The sequence below is a fragment of the Pseudomonas sp. FG86 genome, from assembly GCF_057808775.1.
On sequence record NZ_JBMDIS010000020.1, the window covers coordinates 35857 to 59384 of the forward strand.

Here is a 23528-nt window from a genome sequence, read left to right on the forward strand (position 1 = left end):
CCCTGTAGGAGCGGCCTCGCTCCCGCAGTGACGTATTTATAGGCACAAGGTATAGGGACAATAGACGACGGTGGTTGTTCTGAATCTTTCGAAGTAGGACAATTGCCGGCTTCCCGACATCATCAGCGATATTGAATGGCCTTCCTCGCACTCGGTATTAACCACAAGACTGCCTCTGTAGACGTGCGCGAGCGCGTGGCGTTTACGCCAGAGCAGCTGGTTGAGGCGTTGCAGCAGCTCTGCCGTCTCACCGACAGCCGCGAAGCTGCGATCCTTTCGACCTGCAATCGCAGTGAGCTTTATATAGAGCAGGAACATCTCAGCGCGGATGTCGTGCTGCGTTGGCTGGCCGATTACCACCATTTGGACTTCAATGACCTGCGCGCCAGCGCGTATGTGCATGAAGACGATGCGGCAGTTCGTCACATGATGCGCGTCGCTTCCGGCCTCGATTCGCTGGTGTTGGGCGAGCCGCAGATCCTCGGCCAGATGAAATCCGCCTACGCCGTGGCCCGTGAGGCCGGCACCGTGGGGCCGTTGCTGGGGCGCCTGTTCCAGGCCACCTTCAATTCCGCCAAGCAGGTGCGCACCGACACCGCCATCGGTGAAAACCCGGTGTCCGTGGCTTTTGCCGCCGTCAGCCTGGCCAAACAGATTTTCAGCGACTTGCAGCGCAGCCAGGCCCTGCTGATTGGCGCCGGCGAGACCATCACCCTGGTCGCCCGCCATCTGCACGACCTGGGTGTGAAGCGTATCGTGGTCGCCAACCGCACCCTGGAGCGCGCGAGCATCCTCGCCGAGCAGTTTGGCGCCCATGCCGTGTTGTTGTCGGATATCCCGGCCGAGCTGGTGCGCAGTGATATCGTCATCAGCTCCACCGCCAGCCAATTGCCGATCCTCGGCAAAGGCGCGGTCGAGAGCGCGTTGAAGCTGCGCAAGCACAAGCCGATCTTCATGGTGGATATCGCCGTGCCCCGGGATATCGAACCCGAAGTCGGCGAGTTGGACGACGTTTACCTCTACAGCGTTGACGACCTGCACGAAGTGGTTGCCGAAAACCTCAAGAGTCGCCAGGGCGCTGCCCAGGCGGCCGAGGAAATGGTCAGCGTCGGTGCCGAAGACTTCATGGTGCGCCTGCGTGAACTGGCGGCGGTGGATGTGCTCAAGGCGTATCGTCAGCAAGGCGAGCGCCTGCGTGATGAAGAATTGACCAAGGCCCAGCGTTTATTGGCCAATGGCAGCAGCGCCGAAGACGTGCTGATGCAACTGGCCCGTGGCCTGACCAACAAGCTGCTCCACGCGCCGAGCGTACAGCTTAAGAAATTGACTGCCGAAGGCCGCCTCGATGCGCTGGCCATGGCCCAGGAACTCTTTGCCCTCGGTGAGGGCGCGTCAGATAGCTCTTCGGATAAAAAACCGCAATGAAAGCGTCACTGCTCAATAAACTGGACGTGCTCCAGGACCGTTTCGAAGAACTGACCGCCTTGCTCGGCGATGGCGAGGTCATCTCCGATCAGACCAAGTTCCGCACCTATTCCAAGGAATACGCGGAAGTTGAGCCCATTGTGGCTACCTATAAAAACCTGCTGAAAGTGCAGGCCGACCTCGAAGGCGCCCAGGCGCTGCTCAAGGACAGCGACCCGGACATGCGCGAAATGGCCGTGGAAGAAGTCCGTGAAGCCAAGGAAAAACTCGCCGAGCTGGAAGGCAACCTGCAACGCATGCTGCTGCCCAAGGACCCTAACGACGGGCGTAACGTGTTCCTGGAAATCCGCGCCGGCACCGGTGGTGACGAAGCGGCGATCTTCTCCGGCGACCTGTTTCGCATGTATTCGCGCTACGCCGAGCGTCGCGGCTGGCGCGTCGAGATCCTCTCCGAGAACGAAGGCGAGCACGGCGGCTATAAAGAAGTCATCGCCCGGGTCGAAGGCGACAACGTTTACGGCAAGCTCAAGTTCGAATCCGGTGCGCACCGTGTGCAGCGGGTTCCAGCGACTGAATCCCAAGGCCGTATCCACACGTCGGCGTGCACCGTCGCTGTGTTGCCAGAGCCGGACGAACAGGAAGCCATCGAGATCAACCCAGCCGACCTGCGGGTCGACACCTACCGCTCGTCGGGTGCCGGCGGCCAGCACGTGAACAAGACCGACTCGGCGATCCGTATCACCCACTTGCCGTCGGGCATCGTGGTGGAGTGCCAGGAAGAGCGTTCCCAGCACAAGAACCGTGCGCGGGCCATGTCCTGGCTGTCAGCCAAGCTCAATGACCAGCAGACCAGCGCCGCTGCCAACGCGATTGCCAGCGAGCGCAAGTTGCTGGTGGGGTCGGGGGACCGGTCCGAGCGTATCCGCACCTATAACTTTGCCCAGGGCCGGGTGACCGACCACCGGGTCAACCTCACGCTTTACTCGCTGGATGAAATCCTCGCCGGTGGTGTCGACGCGGTGATCGAGCCGTTGCTTGCCGAATTCCAGGCCGACCAGTTGGCGGCCATAGGTGAATAAATGACCATCATTGCCAGCCTCCTGCGTGCCGCAGAACTGCCCGACTCGCCCACCGCGCGCCTGGATGTGGAACTGTTGCTGTCGGCTGCCCTGGGTAAGCCGCGCAGTTATTTGCATACCTGGCCGGAGAAGATCGTCAGCAGCGAGCACGCATTGATCTTTGCCGACTACCTGCGGCGTCGCCGCGCCGGTGAACCGGTGGCCTATATCCTCGGCCAGCAAGGCTTCTGGAAACTCGACCTGGAGGTTGCGCCTCATACCCTGATCCCGCGCCCGGAGACCGAGCTGCTGGTGGAGGCCGCCCTGGAGCTGCTGCCGACGAGCCCTGCCAAGGTTCTCGACCTGGGCACCGGCAGCGGGGCCATCGCCCTGGCCCTGGCCAGCGAGCGCCCGGCCTGGGACGTCACCGCCGTTGACCGCGTGCTCGAAGCGGTGGCCCTGGCCGAGCGCAATCGCCAGCGCCTGCAGCTGACGAACGCTACGGTATTGAACAGCCATTGGTTCAGCGCCCTGCAAGGCCATACCTACGACTTGATCATCAGCAACCCGCCGTATATCGCCGACAACGACCCGCACCTGGTCGCGGGCGATGTGCGCTTCGAGCCCGCCAGTGCCTTGGTCGCGGGCCATGATGGCCTGGACGACCTGCGCCTGATCATCACCCAAGCCCCGGCCCATCTGGCGGCGGGTGGTTGGCTGTTGCTCGAACACGGCTACGATCAGGCCCCGGCCGTACGTGACCTGTTGTTGGGCGAAGGGTTTGAGGATGTCCACAGTCGTGTCGACCTCGGTGGCCACGAACGTATCAGCCTGGGACGCCGTCCATGCTGAGCGATCAGGAGCTGTTGCGCTATAGCCGACAGATTCTGTTGCAGGCTGTCGACATCGACGGTCAGTTGCGTCTGAAAAACAGCCGCGCGCTTATCGTTGGCCTCGGTGGTCTCGGCGCTCCGGTTGCGCTGTACCTGGCCGCTGCCGGTGTGGGTGAACTGCATCTGGCGGACTTTGACACGGTCGACCTGACCAACCTGCAACGCCAGATCATCCATGACACCGACAGCGTTGGCTTGAGCAAGGTCGACTCGGCCATGCGCCGCCTGACGGCGATCAACCCTGAAGTCACATTGCTGGCCCATCGCACTGCGCTGGATGCCGACTCTCTGTCGGCGGCGGTGACGGGTGTGGATGTGGTGCTCGATTGCAGCGATAACTTTTCCACCCGTGAAGCGGTCAACGCTGCGTGCGTCGCCGCCGGCAAGCCACTGGTCAGCGGGGCGGCGATTCGCCTTGAGGGGCAATTGTCGGTGTTCGACCCGCGCCGCGCCGAGAGCCCCTGCTACCACTGTTTATATGGGCACGGCAGCGACACTGAATTGACCTGCAGCGAGGCCGGCGTGGTTGGCCCGCTGGTGGGCCTGGTCGGCAGCCTGCAGGCCCTGGAAGCCTTGAAACTGCTGGCCGGGTTCGGCGAGCCATTGGTGGGGCGCCTGTTACTGATCGATGCCTTGACCACGCGGTTCCGTGAGTTACGCGTCAAGCGCGACCCCGGTTGCAGCGTCTGTGGGACGCAGCATGGTTAAGGACGCGCCAATTGGTGTGTTCGACTCCGGCATCGGCGGGTTGACGGTGCTGGAGGAGATTCAGCAGCTATTGCCCCATGAGTCGCTGCTGTACGTGGCCGACTGTGGGTACATCCCCTACGGTGAGAAAAGCCCGGCTTTCATTCTTGAGCGTTCCCGGCAAGTGGCGGGTTTTTTCCGTGAGCAGGGCGCCAAGGCGTTCGTGATTGCCTGCAATACCGCCACCGTTGCCGCTGTCGCCGATTTACGCCTGGATTACCCCGACTGGCCGCTGGTGGGCATGGAGCCCGCCGTCAAACCCGCCGCTGCCGCCACTCGCAGTGGGGTGGTCGGCGTGCTGGCCACGACCGGTACCCTGCAAAGCGCCAAGTTCGCGGCCTTGCTCGACCGGTTCGCCACCGATGTGCGGGTGATCACCCAGCCTTGCCCGGGCCTGGTGGAACTGATTGAAAGCGGTGACTTGAGCAGCCCGGCCCTGCGTCAGCTGTTGCAGGTCTACATCGACCCGCTGCTCAGTGCCGGCTGTGACACCATCATCCTGGGCTGCACCCATTACCCCTTCCTCAAGCCGCTCCTGGCGCAGATGCTTCCCGCGAGCATCATTCTCATCGACACCGGTGCTGCCGTCGCGCGCCAACTCAAGCGCCTGCTCGGCGAGCGCGACCTGCTGGCCACTGATCCGGCGCAGCCGGCACAGTTCTGGACCAGTGGTGATGTGTATCACCTCAGAAATATCCTACCAACACTTTGGAAACATCCTGGAGTTGTGCGAAGCTTCGGTTCGTGAAAATTTCGTTAAAAATCGCGATTAGAAGCTGAACTTCTGGCTACGCGTCAGCTTCTATTGCCCGTTAGCCTGTACAAAACCCTATAACTTCGTTCGGAAAGGATGTTTCTTATGAAGCGCTTGTTCTGTTTGGCTGCGATTGCGGCCGTAGTGGTGGGACACTCTTTTTCGGCGCAGGCCGCCGGCCTTGAGTTTGGCCTGGGGGCCACCAGTGATTCGACGCTGACCTATCGATTGGGGCTGACGTCGAATTGGGACAAGAGCTGGATGCAGAGCGATGTGGGTCGCCTGACCGGCTACTGGAGCGGCGCTTATACCTACTGGGAAGGTGATGAGCGTGCAGGTGCGAGCAGCCTGTCGTTCTCGCCAGTGTTTGTGTATGAATTCGCCGGGCAGTCGGTAAAACCCTACGTCGAGGCCGGGATCGGGGTGGCGGTATTCTCCCGCACACGCCTGGAAGACAACAACATTGGCCAGGCCTTCCAGTTCGAAGACCGTCTGGGCTTTGGCTTGCGCTTTACCGGCGGGCATGAGGTGGGCATTCGTGCCACTCACTATTCCAATGCCGGGATCAGCAACCACAACGACGGCGTAGAAAGCTACTCGCTGCACTACACGATGCCGCTGTAATTTCAGAACCCTGCAAAACCTGTGGGAGGGGCAAGCCCTGATGCCAGTCCGTTAAGGCTTTTTGTAGGAGCGAGGGGGACGCCTAGTTCTTGCTCGCGAAAAAACTCACAGGCGCTGCGTTCATTCAGGACACACGCGTTATCGTTGACGTTCTTCGCGAGCAAGCTCCTACAGAGGGCGATGTACGCTTAACTGGCAGGTATTAGGGGAAGCCCCCTCCCATATTGAGCGTTTCTTCGGCTTGGGATCAGCGATACGCCGTCGTAATCCCTTCACGCTCGACCAGGCACTCCGGCGCACCCATCTCGAACTCCCGGCAAATCAGCGGCCGACGCTCGTAAATCGTGCACATCATCGTGTCCCGATCCAGCGCCGCGCACCAGCCATCATCCAGGCGCAGCATCACCTCGCCGCCCCAGTCATCGGTATCGATATAGCGCTGCGGTACGCCGGTGTCGGTGATCAGCATGACCTCCAGCTGACAGCAGCAGGCCGCGCACGTTGAACACGTCACGGTGGGTTCGGCGATTTGGGTATGCGGGATGTTGGTCATAGGCGCGCAGTGTAAGGCAAGTGGGTGACACAGGTGTGAAAGGGCTGACAGACGTCAGCGTGCCAGCCGGTGCAAGCCGACGAACACCGCCGCCCAAAGCAGTGCCAGCCCCGCCATGGTTGGCCACAATGCGTAGCCAAACTGCACGCCCGCCAATTGGCTCCCTGCGTAATACGAGAATGGCCCGCCGAAGGCTCCCAGCACAGCTGCACGCCACCAGGGCCGGGCGCTCCAGGCCAGGCAATGGCGCAAGGTGGTTGCCAGCGTCGCCCACAGCAGGATCAACCACAACGGAATCAGCGGCCCCGGCTCGTTGAACTGAAAAACGCCGAGGTTGCGCAGCAGCGTATCCAGCACCGTACCCACCAGCGTCACGCGGATGATCAGCGCAGCATCCTCGGCCCACGAACTTATCCACAGCAGGTGGACTGCCAGCACCGCCACCCCCACCAGCAGCCAGGGGCTGTCGCCGCCGAGTACGCAGGCAAGCCAGCCGCACTGGAACAGCGCGGCATTGGCGACGGTTTTAAGCACTGAACCGCCCGAGCAGGGGGGGCGTGATGGCCGAGGGCTTGGCCAGCAGTAACTGTGCGGTGCCGATGGTGCGCTCCATAAAGCCGCCTTCGCAGTAGCACAGATAGAATTCCCACAAGCGCAGGAAGTATTCGTCGTAGCCCAATTCTGTCAGGCGGCCATGGGCGCGGCGAAAGTTCTCATGCCACAGGCGCAGGGTTCGCGCGTAATGCAGGCCGAAATCTTCCATGTGCAGCAGGTTCATATCGGTGTCGCGGCTGACGATATGCAGCATGTTTTGCACGCTGGGCAGGGCGCCACCGGGGAAGATATAGCGCTGGATAAAGTCGACGCTGTTCTTGGCCTGCTCGAAACGCTGTTCGCGAATGGTGATGGCTTGCAGCAACATCAGGCCGTCACTCTTGAGCAGGTGCGCGCATTGCTTGAAGTAGGTCGGCAGGAAGCGATGGCCCACCGCTTCGATCATTTCGATGGACACCAGCTTGTCGTATTGGCCGGTCAGGTCGCGGTAGTCCTGCAGCAACAGCGTCACCTGGTCCTGCAAGCCCAGGGCCTGGATGCGTTTTTCGGTGTAGGCGAATTGCTCCTTGGACAAGGTCGTGGTGGTGACCTTGCAGCCGTAATGCTGTGCGGCATACAAGGCCATGCTGCCCCAACCGGTGCCGATTTCCAGCAGATGATCGCTGGGCTTGAGCGCCAGTTTCTGGCAGATGCGCGCAAGCTTGTTCAGTTGCGCCTGTTCCAGGGTGTCATCGGCCGTGAGGAACTGCGCCGCCGAATACATCATGGTCGGGTCGAGGAACTCTTCGAACAGGTCGTTGCCCAGGTCATAGTGGGCGGCGATGTTTTTCTGCGAGCCTTTGCGCGTATTGCGGTTGAGCCAGTGCACACCTTGGGTGAACGGCCGCGCCAACTTGGCCAGGCCACCTTCCAGTGCATCGAGTACTTCCAGGTTGCTGACCATCACGCGTACCACGGCGGTCAGGTCTGGGCTGCTCCAGTAGCCATGGATAAACGCCTCGCCCGCGCCGATGGAACCGTTGGCCGCCACCAGGCCCCATACCGCCGAGTCGAGGATCTGGATTTCCCCGAGCAGGTGCGCTTCCCGTGCGCCGAAGACCTGGCGTTCGCCGTCCTCGATGATCACCAGTTGGCCATGGCGCAATTGACTGAGCTGGCGCAGCACGCCCTTGCGCAACAGCGCACTGGTCAGGCCGTTGATGTTCAGGCGGCTGGATTTGACCGATAAGCTAGGGGATTTCATGGCGGCGATCCTTGGTATAACCGACTGCTGTGCGAGAGGCGCCATCGGCGGCCTGATGGGAAAAAATCGGTATGCGCTTGAGTAACAGGCGCAGGGCCTGCCAGTAGATGGCCAGGCAGGTCTTCGCGGTCATCCACGGAAAACGCCACAGGTAACGGTGCAGGCTGGTGCGACTCAGTGCCTCTCTTTGCAGGCTCAAGGTCGCGTCGAAGATTTTTTGCGAGCCCTGCCAATCGGCCATGTGCACGCCAAGCCTGGCGGCGGGTGGGCTGAAGCTCATGCGGTATTCCAGGTTGCGCGGCAGGAACGGCGAGACATGAAACGCCTTGGCCACGGCGAAATGCTGGTGCTCGCCGGCGGCGAGGGCCTGGGCCGGGAGGACATAGTGATAGCGCTCGCGCCATGGGGTGTTGGTCACTTCACACAGGATCGCCGCCAATTGTCCGTCGGCTTCGAAGCAGTAGAAGAAACTCACCGGATTAAAAGCCAGGCCCCAACTGCGGGCCTGGGTCAGCAGGCAGATAGCGCCCTGGGGGGCACGCCCCAGGGCCTTGCCGACTTCCTGGCGCACGGCATCGCTCAAGCTCATGCCGTGGCGTGTGAATTCTCGCAGGTAATCCTGCTGGCGAAAGCCGAAGGGCGCCAAGCGACGCGTGCCGGCCAGGGGCGAAAGCCCAAGCACTTCGTCTTCTTCGCTCAGGTCCAGGTACAGCAGGCCGATGCGGTAGCGAAAGGCGTGGGCCTTGGGCGCGAACCGGCGATGGGCGATCCAGCCGCTGTACAGGGCACTGTTCACAGGGTTTCTCCAAACGCCTTGCCCACGCGCAATGCGCTGACCACGCCGTCTTCATGGAAACCATTGGCCCAGTAGGCGCCGCAATAATAGGTGTGCTGCGCGCCGTTCAATTCTTCCCAGCGCGCTTGGGCGGCCACCGCTGCCAGGCTGTATTGCGGGTGAGCGTAGGTGTAGCGGGCGAGGATCTTCAGTGGGTTGATCATCGGCGTCTGGTTGAGGCTGACGCAAAACGTGGTGGTGCTGTCGATGCCTTGCAGGATGTTCATGTCATAGGTGACTGCCGCCTGGGTCTGCGCGTTGCCGGTCAGCCGGTAGTTCCAGCTGGCCCAGGCCAATTCGCGATCGGGCAGCAAGCGGGTGTCGGTGTGCAGTACCACGTCGTTGTCGGCGTAGGGCAGGGCGCCGAGGATTTGCTGCTCGGCCTGGCTGGGATCACCGAGCAGCGCCAGCGCCTGGTCGCTGTGGCAGGCGAACACCACCTTGTCGAAGGCTTCGGTACCGGCGGCGCTGTGGATGATCGCGCCCTCTGCGTTACGTTCCACCCGGCGCACCGGGCAATCGAGGCGGATCTGTTCACGAAAGCTTTGCGTCAGCGGTTCGATATAGCGGCTTGAACCGCCCTCGATCACACACCATTGCGGGCGGTTGTTCACTGACAACAAGCCGTGGTTCTTGAAGAACCTTACGAAGAACTGCAAAGGGAATCCGAGCATGTCGGCCAGGGACATCGACCAGATCGCCGCGCCCATCGGCACGATGTAATGCTGGATAAACCGCGGGCCGTAGCCGCCGGCGGTGAGGTAGTCGCCCAAGGTCATGTCGGCGTTGATGCGTTGTGCTTGCAGGTCCAGCGGTGCTTGGCGATTGAAGCGCAGGATATCGCGCAACATGCCCCAGAACCCCGGCGACAGGATATTGCGTCGCTGGGCAAACAGGCTGTTGAGGTTGTTGCCGTTGTACTCGAAATTCGCGCTCTGGTCGCACACCGAAAAACTCATCTCGGTGGGTTTGAATGTCACGCCGATCTGCCCCAGCAGACGGATGAAGTTGGGGTAGGTCCAGTCGTTGAACACGATAAAGCCCGTGTCCACCGCATAACGTTTGCCCTCGACGGTGACGTTGACCGTGTGGGTATGCCCGCCGATGCGATCGCCCGCTTCGAACAGCGTGATGTCGTGGCGACGGCTGAGCAGGTAGGCGCTGGTCAGCCCGGCGATACCGCTGCCGATAATGGCGATTTTCACAGCTCGTCCTTTTTCGGCGGAGGGCTGCGCAGCATGCGTTTACCGATGATCAGTTGCGCGCGATCTGGCAGTTTCGACAGCGGCCAGAGCGTGGCGATGAACAGCGCCGGGAAGGCGATTTCCAGGGGGCGCTTGTCCAGTTTGGCAAAGATATGCCGCGCGGCCTTGTCCGCCGACCAGCTCAGGGGCATCGGAAAGTCGTTGCGCGCGGTCAGCGGCGTGTCGACAAACCCAGGGCTGATCACGGTGACGTCGATATTTTCCGGTGACAGGCTGACGCGCAGGGATTCGAACAGGTAACGCAGGCCGGCCTTGGACGCCCCGTAGGCTTCGGCGCGGGGCATGGGCAGGTAGGTCACGGCACTGGCGACGCCCACCAGGTGCGGCGTGCGCCCGGCGCGCAGCAGGGGCAGTGCGGCTTCGATGCAGTAGCTGCTGGCGAGCAGGTTGGTGCGCACCACATGCTCGACAATCGACGAGTCGAACTGCTGTGCGTCCACGTATTCGCAGGTGCCGGCATTTAGGATCACCGTGTCCAGCGAACCCCAGGTCGCGCTGATGCGTTCGCCGATTTCACGCACGGTCTGACTGTTGGTCAGGTCGCCCGCCACGATCAGCACCTGGCCGGGAAAGCGCTGGGCCAGGGCCTCCAGCGGCCCCTTGGAGCGCGAGCTGAGTGCCACGTGGGCGCCGCTGTTGAGCAGCTCCACGGCGAGGGAAGCGCCGATGCCACTGCTGGCGCCGGTCAGCCAATATCGACGGGGCGGTGTAAGGCTCATCCCATTCTCCTTTTCAGCCAACGGACCACACGGCCGATAATCGGCAAGTGCTCGTAAAGCAGCGCGCCCGCATCGAAATAGTCACGATGGCGGTACACCTTGTTCTCGCGCCACATCAGGTGCGAGCAGCCTTCCACCCGGATCACCTTGCCATCGGCCAGGCGCGGGTGGCAAAAACTCATTTTCCAGCGCAGGTAGCCTTCACCGTCGGCCACCTCGTCGACGCCCTGGAAGTCAAAGCGCAGTTGGCTGATATTGCCGTACAGCTCGGCAAAGTAACGGTGCAGCGCCGGCAGCCCTTGCACGTCGTGCAGCGGGTCAGTGAAGGCGATGTCCTTGCTGTACAGGCTGTCGAGCAACTGCAGGTTGTGCTTGTCCAGCGTGGCAAAGGCCTGGGCGAAACGGCGCAGGAAGTCACTCATGCTCGGCTCCGACTGCCTGGCGCGATGGCAGGCTGCGGAAAGCCGCCAAGGCGCGTTCGCGCGATTGCTTGAGGTCGACGATGGCGCGGGGGTAATCGGCCACGCCGAACAAGCCGCCGACGGCTGCGGGGTTGTGCACTTCCTTTTTATTCAGTGCCGCCAGCTGCGGTAGCCAGTGCTTGATAAAGACGCCTTCGCTGTCGAATTTTTCCGACTGGCTCAGCGGGCTGAAAATCCGGAAGTAGGGTGCCGAATCGGTACCGGTGGACGAACTCCACTGCCAGCCGCCGTTGTTGGCCGCCAGGTCGCCGTCGATCAGGTGACGCATGAAGAAGCGCTCACCTTCGCGCCAGTCGATCAGCAGGTTCTTGGTCAAGAACATCGCCACCACCATGCGCAGGCGGTTATGCATCCAGCCGGTCTCCAGCAGTTGGCGCATGGCGGCATCGATGATCGGCAGGCCGGTACGCGCTTGCTGCCAGGCGGCGAGATCCTGGGGCGCATCGCGCCAGGCCAGCGCTTCGGTTTCGGGGCGGAAAGCGCGGTGGCGCGACACCCGGGGGTAGCCCACCAGAATGTGTTTGTAGAACTCCCGCCAGAGCAATTCATTGATCCACGTGATCGCGCCGATGTCGCCGCTTTCGAATTCGCCCTGGTTGGTTTGCAGCGCGGCGTGCAGGCATTGGCGCGGCGACACCACGCCGGCCGCGAGGTACGCGGAGAGCTGGCTGGTGCCGGGTTTGGCCGGGAAGTCACGCTCATCCTTGTAGTCGCTGATCTGCTGGTCGGCGAAGGCGTCGAGGCGGCGGCGGGCCTCGTCTTCGCCGGCGGGCCATAGCGCGCGCAGTGTCTCGCTCGGTGGTTCGAACCCTTCGACCTGGTGAGGGACCTGGTCGCTCTTGAGCTTGAGTGCGGCTTGGGCCTTGGGCGTCGCCACTAACCGGGGTAAAGCAGTGTGCAGGCGGCTGTAGCACACCTTGCGGAACTGGCTGAACACCTGGAAGTAGGTGCCAGTCTTGGTCAGTACGCTGCCCGGTTGGAAAAGCAGTTGGTCCAGGTAGCTGTGGAAGGCCACGCCATCGGCGTCCAGGGCCTGGGCGACGGCCGCGTCGCGACGGCTTTCATGGATGCCGTATTCCTCGTTGACGTGCACCGACGTCACCGACAATTCCCGGCACAGTTGGCTCAGCACGGCAGGCGCCTGGTCCCAGGTCTCGGCGTGGCGGATCAGCAACGGAATGTTCAGCGCACCCAGCGCCTGGCTCAAGTGCTGCAGGTTGCGCAGCCAGAAGTCGACTTTGCAGGGCGCGTCATCGTGGGCCAGCCATTGCTGCGGGGTGATCAGGTACACGGCGGCCACCGGGCCCCGCTGGCTCGCGGCGGCCAGGGCGGTGTTGTCGTGCAGGCGCAAGTCGGTGCGCAGCCAGGTCAAATGCATTTAAAGAAGTCCACGCTGGATCAGACGCTGGTGGGCCGACAATGGGTCTTCGGCCACGAACAATTCCGGGGTGTCGCCGATTAATACGGCCAGCTCCGTTTGGTGGATGCATACCGTGGGTCCGACGATCAGTTTTGGGCAACTGACGCCGGCCAAAAGTTTTTCGAATGCCGACCAGTGGAGGGCTTTGCTCGAATAGAGCAACACGGCGCGCGGTTGCAGGTGTTCCACCGCCAAGGACAGTTCGCCGGCGGGCAGGGGCCAGTCGAACACCTCCACCGGGCAGTCGGCGCTGCTGGCCAGCCAGGCGCTGAGCCACACATGCGGTTCCAGGGGCAGGTCGGAATGGTTGATCAGCAGCAGTGGCGCGCCATGCAACTGGCGGTTGTTGTGATAGATGCGCGCGCCAAACTTGCTGCGCAGCCAGGACAGGAAAAACACCCGCTCCATCTGCGCGCCAAACTGGCCCTGCCAGCGTTGTTCCAGTTCATTGAGCAGCGGTAGCAGCAATTGCTCGCACAGGGTGCGCGGCGGGTACAGCGCCATGGCCTGGTTAAAGGCGTCGTCTACGCGGCGTTCGGCCAGTTCGCTGATGGCCTTCACCAGGTTCTGGCGCAGGGAATGCCATTCGTTTTCGACCGCCTCGGGGCTGACCTGGGCTGAGTCGATCAGGGTTTTCACCTGGCTGACGGGCACGCCACGGTTGAGCCAGGTAAGGATCGTGTGGATGCGTTGGACATGCTCGGCGCTGAACAACCGGTGCCCCTTGGGCGTGCGTTGCGGCACGATCAGGCCGTAACGGCGTTCCCAGGCGCGCAGGGTGACGGCGTTGACGCCGGTTTGGCGCGCCACTTCGCGGATCGGCAGCCAACCGTTCTCCAGGGCTTGGGCGATATCTTCGCCAGGTTCGTCGAGCAGGACGGCTTTGATGACACTGTTCATGGGTTAGATCGCATTACGCAGGCTGAGATTTTCCGGGTGCGGCTGCAAGTAGGCCTGCTGCGCGATGTAGCGATCCGGATGGAGGCGAAAATGATGCTTGAGCAGCGTCAACGGCACCACCAGTGGCACGATGCCTTGGCGGTACTGGCCGATGACGGTCTGCATTTCCTGTTTGTCATCGGCACTGATGACCTGCTTGAGGTAGCCGCTGATGTGTTGCAGCACATTGGTGTGGCTGCCGCGGGTGGCGCACTTTTTCAGGCCGGTCATCAGGTCACTGAAGTAGCAGGCCGCCAATTCGTCGAGGTTGGCATCCTTGGACATGCTGCCGAGCCGGTGGCCCAGGCTTTTGTAATGCATCAAGCTGTGGGCCATCAGCAAATACTTGTAGCGCGAGTGAAAGGCGAGCAAGCGGTGGCGGGTCAGGCCCTCGGCCAGCAGTCGTTGCCAGCTGGCGTAGACGAAGACGCGCGCCAGGAAGTTTTCCCGCAGGACCGGGTCATTCAGGCGGCCATCTTCTTCCACGGGCAGGTTCGGGTGGCGAGCGCAAAACGCCTGGGCGTAGATGCCGCGACCGCCGCCGTCCACCGGTGCGCCGTTCTCGCGGTACACCTTGACCCGCTCCAGGCCGCACGAGGGCGACTTCTGCATAAAGATGTAGCCGCACAGGTCAGTGTGTTCGGCGGCCATTTTCCGGCCGTATGCGTCAAGCGGCGCAGTGACGTTCAGTTCGCGGTGCACCGTGCCAACGGCCTGTGGCTGTTCGGCATCGCCCACCAGGCGAATGGTTTCACGGGGAATGCCCAGGCCGATCGCCACTTCCGGGCACAGCGGCACGAAGTCGAAATACTCGGCGAGCACCTCGCTGCACAGATGGGATTGTTTGTGGCCGCCATTGAAGCGTACGGTCTCGCCCAGCAGGCAGGCGCTGATGCCAATCTTCGGCTTGAGGGACGGGGTAATGGACATGGCCAAACCTCTGCAAAATTCCTGTACAAGGTATAAAACCTGTACAACTAAATCTCATCATAGGTTTAGCGCTATACAAGTCAAATTATTTGTACAAGTATTTTGCGCAGGCTATTTCCAGCCGATGTGCCAATTCTCGGCGTTTTGCAGGGTTTGCCAGGCCAGGCGCTCTGTACGCCGGGTCATCACGGCTTGCAACTCGATGTCCAGCACGGTGCCTTCGTCGTCGCGAAACAGTTCAGTGACGAGGAAGTGCTTTTCCTTGTTGCGCGGGCTTGCTGCTGTCCATTTCGACAGCAGCAATTTGGCAGGATTGACGCGGTTCATCGCAGGTGCTCGATCAAGCGTCGCGCGGCTTCCTGGCCGCTGAGCCAGGCACCTTCCACCCGGCCTGACAGGCACCAGTCACCACACACGTACAAGCCCAGGTCGGCGTCGGCCAGTACGCCGAACTCATGGGCGCTGGACGGTCGTGCGTAGAGCCAACGGTGCGCCAGGCTGAAGGAAGGCGCGGGCATGGCGCTGTGCAGCAGTTCGGCGAAGGCGCCGTGCAGGTGTTCGATCACCGCTTCCTTGGACAGGTCCAGGTGCGCCCTGCTCCAGGCGCTGGTGGCGTGTAATACCCAGGTGTCGAGGGTGGCGTCGCGCCCCGGTTTGCTGCGGTTGCGTGCCAGCCAGTCGAGCGGGCTGTCCTGCACGAAGCAGCCTTCCATCGGCGTATCCAGGGGTTTGTCGAAGGCCAGGGCGATGGCCCAGGTCGGGTCCATTTTTACGCTGGCAGCGACACCCGCCAGCTTGGGCGCGGCGGCCAGCAGTGCGGTGGCTTGGGGGGCGGGCGTGGCGATGATCACGTGGCTGAACGGCCCATGATTGCCGCCGTCGGCATCCAGCAGGTTCCAGTGGTGCTTGCCTTGGAATACCTCGGTGATCCGGCAACCGAACTCCACCGGCAGGTCGTCGAGCAGCGCGCGGGTGATGGCGCTCATGCGCGGTGTGCCGACCCAGCGGGTCTGTTCATCGGGGGAGGGCGTGAGCTGGCCGGATTTGAAGTTATACAGCTGCGGTGTCCACTGCTCGGCCCAGCCGTTGCTTTGCCAGCGCTGCACTTCGTTGACGAAGCGTCGGTCGCGGGCGGTGAAATACTGTGCGCCCATATCCAACGCGCCGGCATCGCTGCGCTGGCTGGACATGCGGCCACCACTGCCGCGGCTTTTATCGAAGAGTTGTACAACGTGCCCGGCGTCTCGTAACGCTCGGGCGGCGGAGAGACCGGCGATGCCGGTACCGATGATCGCGATGGGGACAGTCATGGGAGGCCTCGTTTTACCGTTGGGTACAGACTACGCCGACACCAATAGCTGTACAATATTGTTTTTTGGTATAAGTTTTGGCGTACCTGATCGTTTAGCGTGGCCTATGGTTAAGACTGAGGCTAAACCCGTCTGCTTAAACCAATGTCACGCCCGATTACAAATTGATCCCTGCTTATAAAATAGACCAGTGATCGGCGGCGAACGTTACATGAGGAGCGTCCCATGCATATTTTGCTGACCGGCGGTACCGGCCTGATCGGCCGTCAACTCTGCCAACACTGGCTGGCGCAAGGTCATCACCTGACGGTGTGGAGCCGTCAACCTGCACAAGTCGCCAACGTGTGCGGCGACGCCGTGCGGGGTGTTGCCCGCTTGCAAGAGGTTATCGGCCCGGTGGACGCGGTCATTAATCTCGCCGGCGCGCCCATCGCCGATCGTCCCTGGACGCACAAACGCAAGGCATTGTTGTGGAGCAGCCGCATCAGCCTGACCGAAACCCTGCTGACATGGCTGGAAGGCCTGGCGCACAAGCCGCAGGTGTTGATTTCCGGTTCGGCCGTAGGTTGGTACGGCGATGGTGGTGAGCGCGAATTGACCGAGGCCAGTGGCCCAGTTCAGGACGATTTCCCCAGCCAGCTGTGCATCGCCTGGGAAGAAACCGCCCAGCGTGCCGAGGCGCTGGGCATTCGCGTGGTGCTGGTGCGTACCGGGCTGGTACTGGCGGCTGAGGGCGGCTTTTTGTCGCGGTTGTTGCTGCCGTTCAAACTGGCGCTGGGCGGTCCTATTGGTAATGGTCGGCAGTGGATGCCATGGGTGCACATCAAGGATCAAATCGCCCTGATTGATTTTCTTCTGCACCAGGGGGACGCCAGTGGTCCTTATAATGCCTGCGCGCCGCACCCGGTGCGCAACCGCGAGTTTGCCAAGACGTTGGGCCAGGTGCTGCACCGCCCGGCGTTCATGCCCATGCCAGCCTTCGCATTGAAGGTCGGGTTGGGGGAGTTGTCCGGTTTGTTGCTGGGCGGCCAGAAAGCTTTACCCGAGCGCCTGTTGGCCGCCGGTTTCACTTTCCAGTTCACTGAGTTGAAGGCGGCCTTGGACGACTTGTCCAGCCGCCTCTAGAGATAGGATGTTGCATGACGGATCACGCGTTGTTACTGGTCAACCTGGGGTCACCGGCGTCTACTTCGGTGGCCGATGTGCGCAGCTACCTCAATCAGTTTTTGATGGACCCTTATGTGATCGACCTGCCATGGCCGGTGCGGCGCCTGTTGGTGTCGCTGATCCTGATCAAGCGTCCTGAGCAGTCGGCCCATGCCTATGCCTCGATCTGGTGGGACGAGGGCTCGCCGCTGGTGGTGCTCAGCCGGCGCCTGCAACAGCAGATGACTGCGCAGTGGACCCGGGGTCCGGTGGAGCTGGCTATGCGCTATGGCGAGCCGTCCCTGGAAACCACCCTGACTCGCCTGGCCGCCCAGGGTATTCAGAACATCACCCTGGCGCCGTTGTACCCGCAGTTTGCCGACAGCACCGTGACCACGGTGATCGAAGAGGCCCGGCGGGTGGTGCGCGATAAGAAGCTCAACGTGCAATTCTCGATCCTGCAACCGTTCTACGATCAGGCGGAATACCTCGACGCGCTGGCGGCCAGTGCTCGACCTTATATAGAAGAGCACTACGATCACTTGCTGCTGAGTTTCCACGGCCTGCCCGAGCGTCATCTGAAAAAGCTCGACCCCACTGGCGCGCATTGTTTCAAGGATGCCGATTGCTGCAAGAACGCCTCGCCTGAGGTGCTCGCCACCTGCTACCGCGCGCAGTGCTTCAGCGTTGCCCGGGATTTCGCCGAACGCCTGGGCTTGCCGGATGGCAAGTGGTCGGTGGCCTTCCAGTCGCGCCTGGGCCGTGCGAAGTGGATCGAACCCTACACCGAGGCACGCCTTGAGGCGTTGGCCCAGCAAGGGGTGAAAAAGTTGCTGGTGATGTGCCCGGCGTTTGTCGCCGATTGCATCGAGACGCTGGAAGAAATCGGCGATCGCGGCAGTGAGCAGTTCCGCGAAGCGGGGGGCGAGGAGTTGGTGCTGGTGCCGTGCCTGAATGACAGCGAGCAGTGGGCGGTGGCGCTCAATACCCTGTGCGAGCGGGCGCCCGTTGCACTGTAATGTGGGAGAGGGGCAGGCCCTCATGCCAGTTAGTTAAGGAAGAACGCTGTAACTGTGGCTAGCGGGCTTTGTTGTGGCGAGCGGGCTTGCCCCGCGTTGGGCTGCGCAGCAGCCCCGGAACCAGCCGCTGAGGAGTGCCTGATACTCCGCATTCCGATTGATTGGGGCTGCTGCGCAGCCCGACGCGGGGCAAGCCCGCTCGCCACAGGTTGCTGTTTGCTTGTTCTATCTCTTAGCTGACTGGCATTAGGACAAGCTCCCTCCCACAGGCTTGATCGTGTTACAGGTTGAGGGTCAGGCTCACGGTGAAGTTGCGCGGCTCACCTGGATTGACCCAATAGCTGCTGTAGGACCGCTCGTAGTATTTCTCATCAAACAGGTTGTTCAGGTTGAGCCCCACGGTGACGTTGTCCGTGGCCTTGTAATGCGCGAGCAGGTCGACGGTGTGGTAGGCGGGCAGCTCGAAGCGGCCACCGGCTTCACCCGAGCGATCACCCACGTAGGTGAGGGCCGCACCCAGGTCTGAACCGCGCAATGCCCCATCCTGGAATTCATACACGCCCAACAGACTGCCGCTGCGCTTGGCTACGCCGAGCATGCGGCTGCCAGTCGGGATGGTTTTGTCACCCTTGGTCACTTCGGCGTCGATGTAGGCGAGGGCGCCAATCACGCGCACCGCGTCGGTCACCTGCCCGGTCACTTGCAGATCTAAGCCCTGGCTGCGTGCCTTGCCCATGGCGCGGTTGGTGTTGGTGGCCGGGTCCAGGGCCAACACGTTTTCCTTCTCGATATGAAAAGCGGCGAGGGTGGCGCTGAGGCGTTCGTCGAACAGCTCGCTCTTGATCCCCACTTCATACCCCACACCTTCCTCCGGCTTGAAGGATTTACCGTCGATATCCAGACCGCTGTTGGGCTTGAACGACGTCGAGGCGTTGGCGAACACGCCGAGTTCAGGCGTGAGCTGATAGAGCAGGCCGGCGCGTTGGGTCAGGGCAGTGTGGGTCTGTCGGCTCTTGGCGTGGTTGCGGGTGAAGTCGTCAGTGCGTTGTTCGAAATGCTCCACGCGTGCGCCGATCATGCCGCGCAGGCGGTCGGTGAAGAGGATCTGGTCTTGCAGGTTCAGCGCCTGGCTTTTGGTCTGTTCGAAGAAGTCGGTACCGGAGCGTGCGCCGTTGGGTTTGGGCTGACCATAGACCGGGTTGTAGAGGTCGATGGTGTAGCGGCTGCCGGCAATTGCGGTCACGCGCTCCTTCTTGCGGTAGTCCTCGTATTCGGTACCGATCAACAGTTCATGCTGCCCACTGCCGATATCGAACAATCCCCGGAGTTCAAGCTGGGTAATGCTGTCATGCCAGCCCATGGAGCGTTCGCGGTAGCGGCGATCAACCGTGTGGCCGTCGGTATTCAGCGCACGGTTTTCCGATGCATCGCCCCACAGGCTGCCTTGTTTGTAGTGGCTGGCCAGGCGCAGTTTCCAGGCATCGTTGAGGTGGTGCTCAAGGGTGGCCTGGATGCGGTTGTTGTGGTTATCAATATCGCCGTCGTTGGGTTCGCCGAGGAAGGTGGAGCGCGATACGCCTGGGGCGTCGACGATGCCGCGGTCGAAGGTGGAACTGTGGCGTACGAATTCGCTTTCCACCAGCAAGCGGGTGTCCGGGTCAAGCTGCCAGCTGAATGAGGGCGCGACAAATACGCGCTTGCTCTGGACGTGATCGCGGAAGCTGTGGTTGTCCTCCACCGCCAGGTTGACCCGCGACAGCAGGTTGCCCTCGCTGTCCAGCGGCGTATTGACGTCGACAGCGGTGCGATAACGGTCCCAACTGCCGGCGCTGGTTTGCAGGGTGGTGAAGGCTTCAGGCTGAGGCTTTTTGGTGACGATATTCACGGTGCCGCCGGGATCGCCGCGACCATACAGGCTGGCGGCCGGGCCTTTGAGCACTTCGATACGTTCGATATTGGCCGCGTCCGGTGTGCTTGGGTAGCCCCGGTTGGCGCTGAAGCCGTCCTGGTAGAACTCCGAAGTGGTGAAGCCGCGCACGCTGTATTCGTAGAGCGTAAGGCCGCCAAAGTTGTTCTGCTTGGACACTCCGCCGGCAAACTCCAGGGCGCGTTCCACGTTGGTGCTGCCCAGGTCCGTGAGTACCGAGGCGGGAATCACGCTGATGGACTGTGGGATGTCGCGAAGGGCGGTGTCGGTTTTGGTCGCGCTGGCCGAGCGGGTGGCACGGTAGCCTTTGACCGGGCCGGTGGCGGATTCGTAGGCGTCGGTAGTGACGCTGATGGTCTCCAGTTCAACGGTGTTTTCTTCAGCAGCGGCGGGGTCGAGCAGCAAACCCAAGGCCAGGCCAGCCAAGGGGGCAAGTTTTCGAGACGGCATGATAGAGCGTTCCAATAACGATATTGAAACAATATAACATGTCTAATGAGAATGAATTTGCTTTGAAATATGAGCTTACAGGTACCCGCGAACGGGTACCTGGCGCTGTGGTTTATTCCTCTTCTTTCACCGGCGCAGGCGGTGGGCGCAGGCCGATTTCCGCCAGCAGCTTGATCTCTTTACCGTTGCGCATCACTTGGATCGTCACCTTGTCGGTCGGCTTGATCCGCGCCACCTGGTTCATCGACTTGCGACCATCACCGGCCGGTTCGCCATTGATACTGAGGATCACGTCGCCCAATTGCAGGCCGGCTTTCTGCGCCGGGCCGTCGCGGAAGATCCCGGCGACCACGATGCCTGGGCGCCCGGTCAGGCCGAACGACTCAGCCAGTTCCTTGGTCAGCGGTTGTACTTCAATGCCCAGCCAGCCGCGAATCACCTGGCCATGCTCGATGATCGACTTCATCACTTCCATCGCCAGCTTGACCGGGATCGCAAAACCGATGCCCTGAGAGCCGCCCGACTTGGAGAAAATCGCCGTGTTGATACCGGTCAGGTTGCCGTTGGCGTCCACCAGCGCGCCGCCGGAGTTGCCCGGGTTGATCGCCGCATCGGTCTGGATAAAGTCTTCGTAGCTGTTCAGGCCCAGCTGGTTACGCCCGGTGGCGCTGATGATGCCCATGGTGACGGTCTGGCCCACGCCGAAGGGGTTGCCGATGGCTAATGCCACGTCGCCCACGCGCAGGCCGTCGGAGCGTCCCAGGGTAATGGACGGCAGGTTCTTGAGGTCGATCTTCAGGACGGCCAGATCGGTTTCCGGATCGCTGCCCACCACGCGGGCCAGGGTTTCACGCCCGTCACGCAGGGCCACCACAATCTGGTCGGCGCCGGTGGTCACGTGGTTGTTGGTGAGGATGTAGCCTTCCGGGCTCATGATCACGCCCGAGCCGAGGCTGGACTCCATGCGCCGTTGCTTGGGCCCGTTGTCGCCGAAATAGCGGCGAAACTGCGGGTCTTCAAATAACGGATGCGCAGGTTTGTTGATGACTTTGGTGGTGTACAGGTTGACCACCGCCGGGGCAGCAATAACCACCGCGTCCGCGTAAGTCACCGGGCCTTGTACTACCGCGCTGGTTTGCGGGGCCTGTTGCAGGTTCACATCAAGGCTGGGCAAGCCCACCCATTCGGGGAAACGCTGAATAATCAGTATTGCGATCAGCACGCCAGCCAGTAATGGCCATCCGAAAAAACGCAGTGCCTTGAGCATCAAGTAAGTCCTGACAGGTTGCAGGGGGCGGGAGAGCGCCCATAATGTCGCGCATTATACGAGGCTGCGAGCGCCTCTGAACGGGATATTTAGGAGTCTTTTATGGCCGTTGCTTTGAGCACCCTCGTCGAGGAAGCGGACCGCTACCTTGGCAGCGCAAGAATTGCCGATTACTGCCCCAATGGCCTGCAGGTAGAGGGGCGTCCGCAAGTGATGCGCATCGTCAGCGGCGTGACCGCCAGCCAGGCATTGCTGGATGCTGCCGTCGAGGCGCAGGCCGACCTGGTGCTGGTGCACCACGGGTATTTCTGGAAGGGCGAGAACCCCTGCGTCACCGGCATGAAGCAACGCCGCCTGAAAACCCTGCTCAAGCACGACATCAGCCTGCTGGCCTATCACCTGCCGCTGGACCTGCACGCAGACGTCGGCAATAACGTGCAACTGGCGCGTCAACTGGACATCACCGTCGAAGGCCCACTGGACCCCGACAACCTCAAGATCGTCGGCCTGGTCGGTTCCCTGGCCGAACCCCTGTCGCCCCGCGATTTCGCCCGGCGCGTGCAGGATGTCATGGGCCGTGAGCCACTGTTGATCGAAGGCAGCGAGATGATCCGCCGTGTCGGTTGGTGCACGGGCGGCGGCCAGGGCTATATCGACCAGGCGATTGCTGCCGGTGTCGACTTGTTCCTGAGCGGCGAAGCCTCCGAGCAGACCTTCCACAGCGCGCGGGAAAACGACATCAGCTTTATCGCGGCCGGCCATCACGCCACCGAGCGCTATGGTGTGCAGGCGCTGGGCGATTACCTGGCGCGGCGTTTCGCCCTGGAGCACCTGTTCATCGATTGCCCCAACCCGATCTGACTAACCCCCATCAACCCGGTGGGAGGGAGGGCGATGTTCATGAGTCGGATGAGTCAAACCTGGGAGTATATTCATATACCGTTTCGATCTAGATCGCTCCCTGAATAGAAGAAGGTGCTGTGCTAGCATGCCCCGCTCGAACACGGCCCGCAGGCCGTCCATAAGATCGTTTTTCCGTGAGTAGCCATGGTCGATAAACTGACGCATCTGAAACAGCTGGAGGCGGAAAGCATCCACATCATCCGCGAGGTCGCCGCCGAGTTCGACAACCCGGTGATGCTCTACTCGATCGGTAAAGACTCCGCCGTGATGCTGCACCTGGCACGCAAGGCGTTCTTCCCGGGCAAGCTGCCGTTCCCGGTGATGCACGTCGACACCCAGTGGAAGTTCCAGGAAATGTACCGGTTCCGCGACCGCATGGTTGAAGAGCTGGGCCTGGAGTTGATCACCCATGTCAACCCGGACGGCGTGGCGCAGGGCATCAACCCGTTTACCCACGGCAGTGCCAAGCACACCGACATCATGAAGACCGAGGGCCTCAAGCAGGCTCTGGACAAATATGGTTTCGACGCAGCCTTTGGCGGTGCCCGTCGCGATGAAGAGAAATCCCGTGCCAAAGAGCGCGTGTACTCGTTCCGTGACAGCAAGCACCGCTGGGACCCGAAGAACCAGCGCCCGGAGTTGTGGAACGTCTACAACGGCAACGTCAACAAGGGCGAGTCGATCCGTGTGTTCCCGCTGTCCAACTGGACCGAGCTGGATATCTGGCAGTACATCTACCTGGAAGGTATCCCGATCGTGCCGCTGTACTTCGCCGCCGAGCGCGACGTGATCGAGAAGAACGGCACGCTGATCATGATCGACGACGACCGCATCCTTGAGCACTTGTCCGACGAAGACAAAGCCCGCATCGTCAAAAAGAAAGTACGTTTCCGTACCCTTGGCTGCTACCCGTTGACGGGCGCGGTGGAGTCCGAAGCCGAGACGCTGACGGACATCATTCAGGAAATGCTCCTGACGCGAACTTCCGAGCGCCAGGGCCGGGTCATCGACCACGATGGCGCAGGCTCGATGGAAGACAAGAAACGTCAGGGTTATTTCTAAGG

The 23528-nt window shown here is 61.7% G+C and carries 24 protein-coding genes; 10 read left to right on the top strand and 14 right to left on the bottom strand.

What is annotated here, in order from left to right:
• Window positions 1-135: 135 nt before the first annotated feature.
• The 6 genes from hemA to ACODSV_RS15235 all read left to right on the top strand — a co-directional run bounded on the left by hemA (window position 136) and on the right by ACODSV_RS15235 (window position 5501).
• Window positions 136-1425 (top strand): glutamyl-tRNA reductase, encoded by a 1290-nt coding sequence (hemA, locus tag ACODSV_RS15210; protein ID WP_024073299.1) that lies wholly within the window; start codon window positions 136-138, stop codon window positions 1423-1425.
• Complete coding sequence (gene prfA, locus ACODSV_RS15215) at window positions 1422-2504, top strand: peptide chain release factor 1 (protein WP_024073300.1); 1083 nt, start codon at window positions 1422-1424, stop codon at window positions 2502-2504. Before hemA ends, prfA begins: the two co-directional genes overlap by 4 nt.
• Complete coding sequence (gene prmC / locus ACODSV_RS15220; protein WP_024073301.1) at window positions 2505-3335, top strand: peptide chain release factor N(5)-glutamine methyltransferase; 831 nt, start codon at window positions 2505-2507, stop codon at window positions 3333-3335.
• Window positions 3329-4084, top strand: coding sequence for a molybdopterin-synthase adenylyltransferase MoeB (locus tag ACODSV_RS15225; RefSeq protein WP_024073302.1), 756 nt, complete (start codon window positions 3329-3331; stop codon window positions 4082-4084). Before prmC ends, ACODSV_RS15225 begins: the two co-directional genes overlap by 7 nt.
• Complete coding sequence (murI, locus tag ACODSV_RS15230; RefSeq protein WP_024073303.1) at window positions 4077-4871, top strand: glutamate racemase; 795 nt, start codon at window positions 4077-4079, stop codon at window positions 4869-4871. The genes ACODSV_RS15225 and murI overlap by 8 nt, the downstream gene beginning before the upstream one ends.
• Before the next feature lie 111 nt (window positions 4872-4982).
• The gene (locus ACODSV_RS15235; protein WP_024073304.1) at window positions 4983-5501 is read left to right on the top strand and encodes an acyloxyacyl hydrolase; all 519 of its coding nucleotides are present in this window, start codon (window positions 4983-4985) and stop codon (window positions 5499-5501) included.
• Window positions 5502-5748: 247 nt separating this feature from the next.
• Here the strand turns inward: ACODSV_RS15235 and ACODSV_RS15240 are convergent, their stop codons facing one another.
• From ACODSV_RS15240 to ACODSV_RS15295, 12 genes are all read right to left on the bottom strand, one after another.
• Window positions 5749-6054, bottom strand: a complete 306-nt coding sequence (locus ACODSV_RS15240) for a YkgJ family cysteine cluster protein (protein ID WP_024073305.1) — start codon at window positions 6052-6054, stop codon at window positions 5749-5751.
• 54 nt (window positions 6055-6108) lie between these two features.
• Window positions 6109-6588: a DUF2878 domain-containing protein gene (locus tag ACODSV_RS15245; RefSeq protein WP_024073306.1), complete on the bottom strand. Its 480-nt coding sequence runs from the start codon at window positions 6586-6588 to the stop codon at window positions 6109-6111.
• Complete coding sequence (locus ACODSV_RS15250) at window positions 6581-7852, bottom strand: SAM-dependent methyltransferase (protein WP_150055286.1); 1272 nt, start codon at window positions 7850-7852, stop codon at window positions 6581-6583. The genes ACODSV_RS15245 and ACODSV_RS15250 overlap by 8 nt, the downstream gene beginning before the upstream one ends.
• Window positions 7839-8648 (bottom strand): DUF1365 domain-containing protein, encoded by an 810-nt coding sequence (locus ACODSV_RS15255; protein ID WP_069075215.1) that lies wholly within the window; start codon window positions 8646-8648, stop codon window positions 7839-7841. Before ACODSV_RS15255 ends, ACODSV_RS15250 begins: the two co-directional genes overlap by 14 nt.
• Entirely contained in the window at window positions 8645-9892 is a 1248-nt protein-coding gene (locus ACODSV_RS15260; protein WP_069075214.1) for an NAD(P)/FAD-dependent oxidoreductase, read from the bottom strand. Before ACODSV_RS15260 ends, ACODSV_RS15255 begins: the two co-directional genes overlap by 4 nt.
• Window positions 9889-10671 carry an SDR family NAD(P)-dependent oxidoreductase gene (locus ACODSV_RS15265; RefSeq protein ID WP_069075213.1) on the bottom strand — a complete coding sequence of 261 codons (783 nt, stop codon included), beginning with the start codon at window positions 10669-10671 and terminating at the stop codon, window positions 9889-9891. Before ACODSV_RS15265 ends, ACODSV_RS15260 begins: the two co-directional genes overlap by 4 nt.
• Window positions 10668-11093 carry a nuclear transport factor 2 family protein gene (locus ACODSV_RS15270; RefSeq protein WP_024073311.1) on the bottom strand — a complete coding sequence of 142 codons (426 nt, stop codon included), beginning with the start codon at window positions 11091-11093 and terminating at the stop codon, window positions 10668-10670. The genes ACODSV_RS15265 and ACODSV_RS15270 overlap by 4 nt, the downstream gene beginning before the upstream one ends.
• The gene (gene phrB, locus ACODSV_RS15275; RefSeq protein ID WP_489046491.1) at window positions 11086-12531 is read right to left on the bottom strand and encodes a deoxyribodipyrimidine photo-lyase; all 1446 of its coding nucleotides are present in this window, start codon (window positions 12529-12531) and stop codon (window positions 11086-11088) included. Before phrB ends, ACODSV_RS15270 begins: the two co-directional genes overlap by 8 nt.
• A complete protein-coding gene (locus tag ACODSV_RS15280; protein WP_041161093.1) occupies window positions 12532-13461 on the bottom strand; it encodes a MerR family transcriptional regulator in 930 nt (309 codons plus the stop codon).
• 15 nt (window positions 13462-13476) lie between these two features.
• Window positions 13477-14442, bottom strand: coding sequence for a YbgA family protein (locus tag ACODSV_RS15285; RefSeq protein WP_190300985.1), 966 nt, complete (start codon window positions 14440-14442; stop codon window positions 13477-13479).
• Window positions 14443-14553: 111 nt separating this feature from the next.
• Window positions 14554-14769, bottom strand: a complete 216-nt coding sequence (locus tag ACODSV_RS15290) for a TIGR02450 family Trp-rich protein (RefSeq protein ID WP_024073315.1) — start codon at window positions 14767-14769, stop codon at window positions 14554-14556.
• Entirely contained in the window at window positions 14766-15752 is a 987-nt protein-coding gene (locus tag ACODSV_RS15295) for an NAD(P)/FAD-dependent oxidoreductase (protein ID WP_069075212.1), read from the bottom strand. Before ACODSV_RS15295 ends, ACODSV_RS15290 begins: the two co-directional genes overlap by 4 nt.
• A 225-nt stretch (window positions 15753-15977) precedes the next feature.
• On the opposite strand from ACODSV_RS15295, the gene ACODSV_RS15300 reads away from it, so the two are divergent.
• Window positions 15978-16877, top strand: a complete 900-nt coding sequence (locus ACODSV_RS15300; protein WP_024073317.1) for a TIGR01777 family oxidoreductase — start codon at window positions 15978-15980, stop codon at window positions 16875-16877.
• Window positions 16878-16891: 14 nt separating this feature from the next.
• A complete protein-coding gene (hemH, locus tag ACODSV_RS15305; protein WP_150055284.1) occupies window positions 16892-17917 on the top strand; it encodes a ferrochelatase in 1026 nt (341 codons plus the stop codon).
• A gap of 280 nt (window positions 17918-18197) precedes the next feature.
• On the opposite strand, the gene ACODSV_RS15310 is transcribed toward hemH, so the two are convergent.
• Together ACODSV_RS15310 and algW are read right to left on the bottom strand one after the other, a co-directional pair.
• Entirely contained in the window at window positions 18198-20294 is a 2097-nt protein-coding gene (locus ACODSV_RS15310; protein ID WP_150056214.1) for a TonB-dependent siderophore receptor, read from the bottom strand.
• Window positions 20295-20406: 112 nt separating this feature from the next.
• The gene (gene algW, locus ACODSV_RS15315; protein WP_024073320.1) at window positions 20407-21561 is read right to left on the bottom strand and encodes a Do family serine endopeptidase AlgW; all 1155 of its coding nucleotides are present in this window, start codon (window positions 21559-21561) and stop codon (window positions 20407-20409) included.
• A 102-nt stretch (window positions 21562-21663) separates the two neighbouring features.
• Between algW and ACODSV_RS15320 the strand changes: the two genes are divergently transcribed.
• Both ACODSV_RS15320 and cysD read left to right on the top strand, forming a co-directional pair.
• Window positions 21664-22422 carry a Nif3-like dinuclear metal center hexameric protein gene (locus ACODSV_RS15320; RefSeq protein WP_024073321.1) on the top strand — a complete coding sequence of 253 codons (759 nt, stop codon included), beginning with the start codon at window positions 21664-21666 and terminating at the stop codon, window positions 22420-22422.
• 186 nt (window positions 22423-22608) lie between these two features.
• Entirely contained in the window at window positions 22609-23526 is a 918-nt protein-coding gene (cysD, locus tag ACODSV_RS15325; protein WP_024073322.1) for a sulfate adenylyltransferase subunit CysD, read from the top strand.
• The last annotated feature ends 2 nt before the right edge of the window (window positions 23527-23528 follow it).

Bases quoted from the DNA above. Each gene is read 5' to 3' on its own strand.
- ACODSV_RS15265 (WP_069075213.1), bottom strand. From the start codon at position 10,671: ATGAGCCTTACACCGCCCCGTCGATATTGGCTGACCGGCGCCAGCAGT.
- hemH (WP_150055284.1), top strand. From the start codon at position 16,892: ATGACGGATCACGCGTTGTTACTGGTCAACCTGGGGTCACCGGCGTCT.
- ACODSV_RS15300 (WP_024073317.1), top strand. From the start codon at position 15,978: ATGCATATTTTGCTGACCGGCGGTACCGGCCTGATCGGCCGTCAACTC.
- ACODSV_RS15235 (WP_024073304.1), top strand. From the start codon at position 4,983: ATGAAGCGCTTGTTCTGTTTGGCTGCGATTGCGGCCGTAGTGGTGGGA.
- ACODSV_RS15320 (WP_024073321.1), top strand. From the start codon at position 21,664: ATGGCCGTTGCTTTGAGCACCCTCGTCGAGGAAGCGGACCGCTACCTT.
- hemA (WP_024073299.1), top strand. From the start codon at position 136: ATGGCCTTCCTCGCACTCGGTATTAACCACAAGACTGCCTCTGTAGAC.
- phrB (WP_489046491.1), bottom strand. From the start codon at position 12,531: ATGCATTTGACCTGGCTGCGCACCGACTTGCGCCTGCACGACAACACC.
- murI (WP_024073303.1), top strand. From the start codon at position 4,077: ATGGTTAAGGACGCGCCAATTGGTGTGTTCGACTCCGGCATCGGCGGG.
- ACODSV_RS15240 (WP_024073305.1), bottom strand. From the start codon at position 6,054: ATGACCAACATCCCGCATACCCAAATCGCCGAACCCACCGTGACGTGT.
- ACODSV_RS15295 (WP_069075212.1), bottom strand. From the start codon at position 15,752: ATGACTGTCCCCATCGCGATCATCGGTACCGGCATCGCCGGTCTCTCC.
- prmC (WP_024073301.1), top strand. From the start codon at position 2,505: ATGACCATCATTGCCAGCCTCCTGCGTGCCGCAGAACTGCCCGACTCG.
- ACODSV_RS15250 (WP_150055286.1), bottom strand. From the start codon at position 7,852: ATGAAATCCCCTAGCTTATCGGTCAAATCCAGCCGCCTGAACATCAAC.
- cysD (WP_024073322.1), top strand. From the start codon at position 22,609: ATGGTCGATAAACTGACGCATCTGAAACAGCTGGAGGCGGAAAGCATC.
- ACODSV_RS15285 (WP_190300985.1), bottom strand. From the start codon at position 14,442: ATGTCCATTACCCCGTCCCTCAAGCCGAAGATTGGCATCAGCGCCTGC.
- ACODSV_RS15310 (WP_150056214.1), bottom strand. From the start codon at position 20,294: ATGCCGTCTCGAAAACTTGCCCCCTTGGCTGGCCTGGCCTTGGGTTTG.
- ACODSV_RS15270 (WP_024073311.1), bottom strand. From the start codon at position 11,093: ATGAGTGACTTCCTGCGCCGTTTCGCCCAGGCCTTTGCCACGCTGGAC.
- algW (WP_024073320.1), bottom strand. From the start codon at position 21,561: ATGCTCAAGGCACTGCGTTTTTTCGGATGGCCATTACTGGCTGGCGTG.
- ACODSV_RS15225 (WP_024073302.1), top strand. From the start codon at position 3,329: ATGCTGAGCGATCAGGAGCTGTTGCGCTATAGCCGACAGATTCTGTTG.
- prfA (WP_024073300.1), top strand. From the start codon at position 1,422: ATGAAAGCGTCACTGCTCAATAAACTGGACGTGCTCCAGGACCGTTTC.
- ACODSV_RS15290 (WP_024073315.1), bottom strand. From the start codon at position 14,769: ATGAACCGCGTCAATCCTGCCAAATTGCTGCTGTCGAAATGGACAGCA.